Source organism: Erythrobacter sp. CCH5-A1 (assembly GCF_001557115.1).
Taxonomy (GTDB): Bacteria; Pseudomonadota; Alphaproteobacteria; order Sphingomonadales; family Sphingomonadaceae; genus Erythrobacter.
The window spans coordinates 1-9,106 of the sequence record NZ_LSKQ01000211.1; the positions used below are offsets into that span (position 1 = coordinate 1).

General features: G+C 67.7%; 8 protein-coding genes. 4 read left to right on the plus strand and 4 right to left on the minus strand.

Annotation, left to right across the window (positions count from 1 at the left end; genetic code table 11):
* Nucleotides 1-776: pseudouridine synthase (locus AX708_RS12885; RefSeq protein ID WP_067490199.1), on the plus strand; the 776-nt coding region annotated here is incomplete at its 5' end.
* Entirely contained in the window at nucleotides 773-1,354 is a 582-nt protein-coding gene (rsmD, locus tag AX708_RS12890) for a 16S rRNA (guanine(966)-N(2))-methyltransferase RsmD (protein ID WP_066525507.1), read from the plus strand. The genes AX708_RS12885 and rsmD, both read left to right, overlap by 4 nt.
* On the opposite strand, the gene AX708_RS12895 is transcribed toward rsmD, so the two are convergent.
* Nucleotides 1,351-1,845: a hypothetical protein gene (locus AX708_RS12895; RefSeq protein WP_066525505.1), complete on the minus strand. Its 495-nt coding sequence runs from the start codon at nucleotides 1,843-1,845 to the stop codon at nucleotides 1,351-1,353. The genes rsmD and AX708_RS12895 overlap by 4 nt on opposite strands.
* Nucleotides 1,846-2,117: 272 nt before the next feature.
* On the opposite strand from AX708_RS12895, the gene AX708_RS12900 reads away from it, so the two are divergent.
* Entirely contained in the window at nucleotides 2,118-4,424 is a 2,307-nt protein-coding gene (locus tag AX708_RS12900) for an ATP-dependent helicase (protein ID WP_066525503.1), read from the plus strand.
* A gap of 2 nt (nucleotides 4,425-4,426) precedes the next feature.
* On the opposite strand, the gene AX708_RS12905 is transcribed toward AX708_RS12900, so the two are convergent.
* The 3 genes from AX708_RS12905 to AX708_RS12915 form a co-directional block, all read right to left on the minus strand.
* Nucleotides 4,427-5,263: a sterol desaturase family protein gene (locus tag AX708_RS12905; protein ID WP_197425860.1), complete on the minus strand. Its 837-nt coding sequence runs from the start codon at nucleotides 5,261-5,263 to the stop codon at nucleotides 4,427-4,429.
* A gap of 55 nt (nucleotides 5,264-5,318) precedes the next feature.
* Nucleotides 5,319-6,746, minus strand: a complete 1,428-nt coding sequence (locus AX708_RS12910; protein WP_066525510.1) for a DEAD/DEAH box helicase — start codon at nucleotides 6,744-6,746, stop codon at nucleotides 5,319-5,321.
* A gap of 146 nt (nucleotides 6,747-6,892) precedes the next feature.
* The gene (locus AX708_RS12915) at nucleotides 6,893-7,465 is read right to left on the minus strand and encodes a hypothetical protein (protein ID WP_066525501.1); all 573 of its coding nucleotides are present in this window, start codon (nucleotides 7,463-7,465) and stop codon (nucleotides 6,893-6,895) included.
* Nucleotides 7,466-7,639: 174 nt separating this feature from the next.
* Between AX708_RS12915 and AX708_RS12920 the strand changes: the two genes are divergently transcribed.
* On the plus strand, nucleotides 7,640-9,106 hold a 1,467-nt coding region (locus AX708_RS12920; RefSeq protein ID WP_066525498.1), incomplete at its 3' end, for an FAD-binding oxidoreductase.

A 9,106-nucleotide genomic window follows, 5' to 3' on the forward strand; every position in this document is an offset into this window, starting at 1 on the left:
CCACCCAGCCCCCCCGCTCCGAAAACCGCCCCGAGGGTGACCGTATCGCAAAGCTGCTCGCCCGCGCAGGCGTCGCCAGCCGCCGCGAGGTCGAGCGGATGATTGCCGAGGGGCGCGTCGCGCTCGACGGCAAGGTGCTTGAGACGCCCGCGACGATCCTCGCCAGCCTCAGGGGCGTGACGGTCGACGGCAAGCCCGTCTCCGCAGCCGAGGCGACGCGGCTGTTCGCCTTCCACAAGCCCACCGGCCTCATCACCGCCGAGCGCGATCCGGCCGGGCGCCCGACGATCTACACTGCGCTGAGGAACGCCCTGCCCAAGGATGCCGGGCGGGTCATGCCCGTGGGGCGGCTCGACCTCAACACCGAGGGGCTGCTGCTGCTGACCAATGACGGCGCGGTGAAGCGGACGCTCGAACTGCCCGCCAGCCGCGTGCCGCGCACCTACCGCGCGCGGGCGTTCGGCGAGGTCTCGCAAGCGCAGCTCGAAGACCTGATCGAGGGCGTCGAGATCGACGGCATGCGCTACGGCTCGATCGATGCGAACCTCGAACGCTCGAGCGGGCGCAATCTGTGGATCGAGATGACCATCACCGAGGGCAAGAACCGCGAGGTGCGCCGGGTGCTCGAGCATCTGGGATTGCAGGTGAACCGGTTGATCCGCGTCGGCTACGGCCCCTTCAACCTCGGCGACCTGCCGCGCGGGCAGGCGGTGGAGCTGAAAGGCAAGCCGGTCGACCGCTTTCTGGCGGAACTGGCGAAGGGCCCGCTCAAGTGAGGATCATCGCGGGCGAATGGCGCGGACGCAGGCTTGCCGCACCCAGGGGTGAGGAAACACGCCCCACCTCGGACCGCGCGCGCGAGACGCTGTTCGCGATGCTTACCAGTCGGCTTGGCGATTTCGAGGGCTTGCAGGTCGCCGACCTCTTTGCCGGCTCGGGCGCGCTGGGGCTAGAGGCCCTGTCGCGCGGGGCGGAAGGCTGCCTGTTCGTCGAGCAGGACCGCGCGGCAGTCGACGTGATTCGCGTCAATATCGCGACCCTGGGCGCAGGCGCGCGCGCGCGGGTCGAGGCAGGTTCGGTGATGGCCCTGCGTGCGGCCGCCAAGCCGCTCGACCTGATCCTCGCCGATCCGCCCTACCACTCGGGCGCGGGCGAAGTGGCGCTCGACCGGCTGCTGCGGCTGGGGTGGATCGGCCCCGCGACATGGATCGCGCTCGAGACCGCGTTCAACGAGGATGTCGCGATCAAGGGCCTTGTGGCAGAGACCGTGCGCCGGGTCGGCAAGGGGAAGCTCCACCTCTTGCGGCTGGATGCTTCCCCGATTTCCGATCCCGACACGACTCCAGAAAGTTAGCCGCGCGGCGGGGTGACCCGGGATTCGATCTGCGCCCAGGTCGATTCGCGCTGCGCTTCGGGCATTTTGCTCAGCGTGACCTTGTCGCTGTCCGACAGGGCCCAGAAGATCTCCTGACGCTGCGGATTGAGCGACCAGAAATAGGTCTGGGTCTCGGCCGGCCAGGCCTTGAAGCTGGCCTGGCGGTCGGCGGGCCAGGACTGCATCATCGCATCCTGATCGCCCGTGGGCGGCGCGGTCGTGGTTGCGGGCATGTCGGGCGTTTCGGTGGTGGTGCCGTCATCCGGTTCAGGCGCGGTCGACGGCGTGGTGTCCGGCATCGAGGGCGGCGTGGTGGTTTCCGGCATACCGTCGGTGGGCATGGTATCGGTGGTCTGGCCCGGAGCCGGGGCCGTTTCCGGCATCTGCTCCTGCGCGCCGGCCAACGCGCCGGTTGTGGCGAGGGCCAGGGCCGAACCGGCCAAGGCGAGGGTTTTGAAAGACTTGTGCATGGGTAACTCCATCATTGACTGACCCAAGCACGACGAACGCAAAACGTGTGTCCCGGCCGCATGACCCCTCACGAACCGGACCTCTTCAATATGGGCCCCACCCGCAGCCGAGCAATCACGCGGTACGCTGCGCATCCCGCCCGCGCCCCGCTCGGGCGGCAAATGTGACGAAAAAACGGCAGGGCGAATTTCGGCCCGCCGCAAGCCTGTGCGCGCCTGCGTCTCGCGGCTTGCTCCCCGGAGAATTGTTCCCTACCTGTTCGCATGAGACCATGAGCATTCCCCTGCCCTCCCCGGCCGCTCCTCCCGAGTCGGTGCCTGCCTACGCCGCGCGGCTGAACCCGCCGCAGCGCGCCGCCGTGCTCGCGACCGAGGGCCCGGTGCTGATGCTGGCAGGCGCAGGCACGGGCAAGACCGCCGCGCTCACCGCGCGTCTTGCCCATCTTGTTGCCACGGGCCGCGCTTATCCCAGCCAGATCCTGTGCGTTACCTTCACCAACAAGGCCGCCCGCGAGATGAAGGAGCGCGTGACGCACCATCTGGGCCCGCAGGCCGAAGGACTGCCGTGGCTCGGCACCTTCCACTCGATCTGCGCCAAGATGCTGCGCCGTCATGCCGAGCTCGTGGGGCTCCAGCACAATTACACCATCATCGACACCGACGATCAGCTGCGCCTGTTGAAGCAGCTCATCACCGAGGCCGAGCTTGACGAAAAGCGCTGGCCCGCGCGTCAGCTGGCGGGCCTGATCGACCGCTGGAAGAACCGCGGCCTCAATCCGGGCGATCTCGATGCGGTGGAAAACGAAGCCTATGCCAATGGCAAGGGCACCGCGCTCTACGCCCGCTATCAGGAGCGGCTGAAGCAGCTGAATGCCTGCGATTTCGGCGATCTGATGCTGCACATGGTGAACATCCTGAAGGCGCATCACGACATCCTCGCCGATTACCAGCGCCGCTTCCGCTACATCATGGTGGACGAATATCAGGACACCAACGCGGTCCAATACCTGTGGCTGCGGCTGCTGGCGCAGGGGCACAAGAACATCTGCGTCGTGGGCGACGACGACCAGTCGATCTACTCCTGGCGCGGGGCGGAAGTCGCCAATATCCTGCGGTTCGAGAAGGATTTCCCCGGCGCCGAGGTGATCCGGCTGGAGCAAAACTACCGCTCCACACCGCATATCCTCGGCGCCGCCTCGGGCCTGATCCGCGAGAACTCGCAGCGCCATGACAAGACGCTGTGGACCGAGGTCAATGGCGGCGAGAAGGTCAAGGTCATCGGCGTGTGGGACGCCCCCGAGGAAGCGCGCCGGGTCGGCGAGGCGATCGAGCGGCTCGAGCGCGAGGGCGCAGGGCTCGACCAGGTCGCCATCCTCGTGCGCGCGCAATACCAGACCCGCGAGTTCGAGGACCGCTTCATCCAGATCGGCATCGCCTACCGCATCATCGGCGGTTTCCGCTTCTACGAGCGTGCCGAGATCCGCGATGCGCTGGCCTATCTGCGCCTGATCGCGCAGCCACAGGACGATCTGGCGTTCGAGCGCATCCACAATGTCCCCAAGCGCGGGCTCGGCGCCAAGGCGCTCGAGGCGATGCATTCCCACGCGCGCCGCACCGGCCTGCCGCTGGCGGCGGCTGCGCTGCAACTGGCCGACAGCGACGAACTGCCCAAGCGCTCGGCCATCACCATCGGCGGATTGATGCGCCAGTTCCTCCACTGGCGCGAACAGGCCGAGACGCTCTCGCCTGCGGACCTGCTCCGGCTGGTGATGGAGGAGAGCGGCTACAACGCGATGCTCGCCGCCGACCGTTCGGCCGAGAGCGCCGGCCGCGCCGAAAACCTCTCCGAACTCGCGCGCGCGATGGAGGAATACCTCACCCTCGGCGATTTCCTCGAGCACGTCAGCCTCGTCATGGACAACGACCGCGCGAACGAGGGCGAGACGGTGACGATCATGACGATCCACGCCGCCAAGGGGCTGGAGTTCGACAACGTGTTTCTGCCGGGCTGGGAAGAAGGCGTCTTCCCCTCCCAGCGCGCGATCGACGAGGGAGGGCTTGCGAGCCTCGAGGAGGAGCGCCGCCTCGCTTACGTGGCGATCACCCGCGCGCGGCGGCATTGCACCATCCTCCACGCCGCCAACCGGCGAATCTATGGCCAGTGGACCAGCTCGATCTCTTCACGCTTCATCGACGAATTGCCGGGCGAGCATATCGAGAGCGAGACCACGCTTACCGGCGGCGCCTCGCTGTGGCGGGCGAATTGGAGCGAGCAGGAGGACCCCTTCGCGCATGTCGCGCAAGCCCGGCCCGACCGCGCCCAGCAGCGCGGCCCCGGCTGGCAGCGCGCCATCGCCAGCGGCTACGACACTACTCCCACGCGGGTGCGCGAGAACACTCGCTCCGCTGCCAGCTTCGCCGCCCCCGCACGCAGCGACATCGCCATCGGCGCGATGGTCACCCACACCAAGTTCGGCACGGGCTGCGTCATCGATCAGGAGGGCAACAAGCTCACCATTCTGTTCGAGGAAGCGGGCGAGAAGCGGGTGTTGGACAGCTTCGTGACGGTGGTGGGCTGAGGTCAGGCCGCCGGCTGCTCCGTCGGCTGCGGAACGGGTTTCTTCCAGTATCGTGCCTCGAACGGCCGGACGAGCTCGCCCCAGGCGTCGCGCGTGCCCTCGGCGATGCCGGTTGCGCAGTTCACATAGGGCGCCGGGTCGACATAGGTGCCGAACAGCCTGTCCCACAGCGTCAGCATGTTGCCGTAGTTGCTGCCCATCAGCTCTTCATCGCGAATATGGTGCAGGCGGTGCGCGGCGGGCGAGATGAACACCTTGCCGAACACCCCCAGCGTCCAGGGCACGTCGGCATGGATGAAATAGCCCCACCAGCTGCGGATCAGCAGGCCGACGCCGATCGCCCAGAACGGCAGGCCGAGCATGATCACCAGCAGGGTATCGATGACGAGGCTCAACACCTCGCCAACCGGGTGCTTGCGGCGCACGCTCAGCCAGTTCATCGCTTCGTCGGCATGATGTGTGGCATGGAACAGCCACAGCGCACGGACATGTTCCAGCCGGTGGCGCCAATAGGCGGCGAATTCCATCAGCACGATCGCCGCGAGGATCGGCAGCACCGCAGGCAGCGCTTCCCAGAAGCCGACCAGCACCGCAGGGCGCGGCAGGAGCGACTGGCCGGTCACCAGCGGAATCGCAACCAGCGGCACCACCACCACCGCATTCAGCAACAGCAGCAGCAGGTTGGTCACGATCTCGGGCCGTGCGCGGCGGACGTCTTCGATCAGCGTGTCACGCTTGATCAGATAGGCGAGCACGCCGAACAGCACCGCCAGCGGTACGACAGTGGCGAACTCGGTGCGCAGGGATTCAAGAATGCTGTCGATCATGGGCGCGGGCATAGGCCCGATCCGCCCAAGAAACGGTTAACCCCTCGGGCCCGCCCGCTTCGCGCGGTCAGCCGAAGCCGACGTCGAGAAAGCTCGGGCGCGGGCCGTTCCATTCGCCAGCGGGTACGGGCGCGTCATCCTCGTGGTAGCGGCGCGGTTTTCGCTCGGCGGGGCTGCGGTCGGGGCGGGCGTGACGTTCCTCACGACGGGGGCGTTCGTCGCGCGCCTCTTCTCGAGTAGCGCGCTCCTTACGAGGGCGCTCGTCACGTTCGGAGCGGTCCTCGCGGGCACGGCGCGGCTTGCGCTCTTCGCGGACTTCCGGCTCGTCGGCCTTTGCCGCTTCGGCCTTGGCGAGGATTTCGGACAGATCGACCCGCAGGTCCTCCTTGCCGAACACCTTGATCGCCGCCCCGGTCAGCTTCTCGACGTTGCTGATCGCCTCGGCGTCCTCTTCCGAGACGAAGGTGAAGGCCCGCCCCTTGGCGCCCGCCCGGCCGGTGCGGCCGATGCGGTGGACGTAGTCATCCGGGTGCCAGGGCGTGTCGAAGTTGAAGACGTGGGAGACGCCCTTGATGTCGAGCCCGCGCGCCGCGACGTCGGAGGCGACGAGGATGTTGACGTCGCCCGACTTGAACCGCTCGAGCTCCTTCAACCGCGAGGACTGGTCCATGTCGCCGTGGATTTCGGCGGAGCGGAAACCGTGGCGCTGCAGGCTCTGGTTCAGCTCGCGCACGGTCGTCTTGCGATTGGCGAAGATGATCGCGTTTTCAACGAGATCGTTCTCGAGGAACCAGCGCAGCGTCTCGCGCTTCTGCTTCGACTTCACCGGCACCTTGAAGGCGGTGATGTCCTTGTTGGTGGTCGCCGCGCGCGCGGTTTCGATGCGCTTGGGGTTGTTGAGGAATTTCTTCGCCAGCTTCTCGATCGGCGCGGGCATGGTGGCCGAAAACAGCATGGTCTGGCGGGTTTCGGGGAGCTTCGAACAGATGAACTCGATATCGGGGATGAACCCCATGTCGAGCATCCGGTCGGCCTCGTCGATCACCAGCAGTTCGCAGCCGTTGAGCATGATCTTGCCGCGCTCGAACAGGTCCATCAACCGGCCCGGGGTCGCGATCAGCACATCGACACCGTCCGACAAGGCCTTGAGCTGATCGCCCATCTGCACGCCGCCTATCAGCAGCGCCATCTTAAGATCGTGGTTCTTGCCGTATTTCTCGAAGTTTTCGGCGACCTGCGCGGCCAGTTCGCGGGTCGGCTCGAGGATCAGCGAGCGCGGCATCAACGCGCGGCGGCGGCCGGCCGCCATCACGTCGATCATCGGCAGCACGAAGCTCGCGGTCTTGCCCGTCCCGGTCTGGGCGATGCCGATGAGGTCCTTCATCATCAGCACGGTCGGGATCGCCTGCGCCTGGATCGCGGTGGGCGTCGTATAGCCCGCGTCCTCCACGGCTTTGAGCAATTCGGGCGAAAGGCCGAGATCGGCGAAGGTCATGCGGTAAGTGGTGTCCGAGAATAGCGGGCAGCGGTGCTGCCGGGATTGCTGGCCGAGACGCATACCCCCCGGCGGCGTCAGGCTGCCGCGCCTTTCTCGCAAATGCAGGCAAAAGTCAAGGAAACGCGCCCGTCACCCGTTGCCGGTCAGCTGCGGACTTCCACAAGCTGCCGCATCGTCTCGATCTCGCAGCGCGCGCCGGTGCGCGACTGCAGCTTGTCGCGGCTGACGCACAATTGCCCGTCCTTGTTCTTCTCGACATAGAACCCGGCATAGAAGTCACGGGCCCGGCATGCCTTTTCGAGGTTCACCGAGATCATCCGGCGATCGCGCAGGAACAGCACCAGCCGGTTGCCGTTACCGGTCTGCACCCCGGCAATGCCCTGAAGGCCGACGCATTTTTCCTTGCCGCGCTCCTCGTATCGGGGCGCGGCCGGAGCGCGGTTGGGCAGATCGGCGGTGAGGTTCTGGCGGGCCGTGGGCGGCGCGGGAGCGATGCGGATCACGACGCGCTGTTCGATACGCACCTGGTTGGCAACGGAGGATTGCCGCCATGCGACCAGCGGATTGATCGGGGCGGGTGGCGCCTCGCTCGGCCTATCGGATTGCAGCGCGGAAGCCTCGCCAGCGGACGCAGGCGGATCGGCCACGTCCACCGCCTCGGCCACCAGAGGCAGCATCAGCGCCAGCGGCGCTGCGAAGGCGAACAGGCTGTGCATGGGCGAGGAAGGCTCTCTCCTTGCAAGGGCGGATCGGTCAGGCTGGCCGGGCAGCTTGCGCGCGCACCGGAGCGTCCGACCTAGCATCCGCGTTTGAACCATGGCTTAACTGCACGGCGAGAGGCCAGCGAAAGGATTGGCAATTTCCTCGGTCACTGTGGCATGGAGGCAACAATGAATCACCCTGCTTCGCCCCCGCGCCCTGCCCCCTCTGCCGAGGCTTTCCTCGCCGAAGCCCATGCCCTGCTGGGCGCTCGCGGGCTGACCACCGATCCCGAGCGGATGGACGCCTGGCTGACCGACTGGCGCGGACGCTACACCGGCCGCGCCCTGGCTCTTGCTTCGCCTGCCTCCACCGCCGAGGTTGCAGGGCTTGTGAAGCTGTGCGCGCTCCATGGCGTGCCGATCGTGCCGCAGGGCGGCAACAGCGGTATGGCCGGCGGCGCGACCCCGGACGAGACCGGCCATGCCATCATCCTGTCCCTGCGCCGCATGAGCGCCATCCGCAGACTCTCGCCCGAGGCGGGGCAAGTGGTGTGCGAGGCCGGCGTGGTCCTCCAGACCCTGCACGAGGCCGCCGAGGCCGCGGGCATGCGCTTCCCGCTGACGCTGGGCGGCAAGGGCTCGGCGACCATCGGCGGACTGATTTCCACCAACGCGGGCGGCACGCAGGTGCTGCGCCACGGCACGATGCGCGCGCAGGTGCTGGGGCTCGAGGCGGTGATGGCGAACGGCGAGGTTCTCGATCTGATGACCCCGCTCAAGAAGGACAACCGCGGCTTCGACCTCAAGCAATTGCTGATCGGCTCGGAAGGCACGCTCGGCATCGTCACGGCGGCAACGCTGCGGCTGCTGCCGGCCGCGACCGGCCGCGCGACCGCCTGGGTGGGGCTCGGCGGGATCGTCGAGGCGCGGACGCTGCTGCGACAGATGGATCGCGCGATGGGCGATGCGCTCGAAGGCTTCGAGGTGGTGCCGGCGCACTGCCTCGAATCCGTGCTCGCCCACCAGCCGACCGCCCGCGCGCCGCTGGGCGAGGCGCACGCGTGGAACGCGCTGATCGAATGCGTGTCGAGCGGGCAGGACTCCGCTGCCTTGCGCGAAGGCCTCGAGACCGCACTGGCCGCCGCGCTGGAGGCGGGCCTGATCGCCGACGCTGTAATCGCCGCCAGCGACACCCAGGCCGAGGCCTTCTGGTCCTTGCGCGACGGCATCTCGGCGGCCGAGCGCGCGCTCGGCCCGGCGATGCAGCACGATATCTCGGTGCCGGTCGAGCGCATGCCCGAATTCATCCTCGCCGCCGTGCCCGAGGTCGAGGCCGCCCACCCCGGCACCCGCGCGGTCGCCTTCGGGCATCTGGGCGACGGGAATGTCCACTTCCATGTCCTCGCCCCCGCTGGAGCCGTCCGAGGTGTGTGGGAGGAGACGCAAGGCAAGGCGGTGAGCGCGCAGGTCCATGACCTCGTCACCGCCTGGGGCGGCTCGATCAGCGCCGAACACGGCATCGGGCAGATGAAGGTGGACGAGCTTGCGCGCCTGCACGATCCGGTGGCGCTGGCGGTGATGGCACGGGTCAAGCGCGCGCTCGATCCCGCCGGGCTGCTCAATCCGGGAAAACTGCTGCAGTCCCCCTCCCCCGCC

Coding starts and splice junctions, on each gene's coding strand:
- AX708_RS12905 (WP_197425860.1), bottom strand. CDS start 5,263: ATGCCCGCGCCCATGATCGACAGCATTCTTGAATCCCTGCGCACCGAG.
- AX708_RS12895 (WP_066525505.1), bottom strand. CDS start 1,845: ATGCACAAGTCTTTCAAAACCCTCGCCTTGGCCGGTTCGGCCCTGGCC.
- AX708_RS12915 (WP_066525501.1), bottom strand. CDS start 7,465: ATGCACAGCCTGTTCGCCTTCGCAGCGCCGCTGGCGCTGATGCTGCCT.
- AX708_RS12900 (WP_066525503.1), top strand. CDS start 2,118: ATGAGCATTCCCCTGCCCTCCCCGGCCGCTCCTCCCGAGTCGGTGCCT.
- AX708_RS12910 (WP_066525510.1), bottom strand. CDS start 6,746: ATGACCTTCGCCGATCTCGGCCTTTCGCCCGAATTGCTCAAAGCCGTG.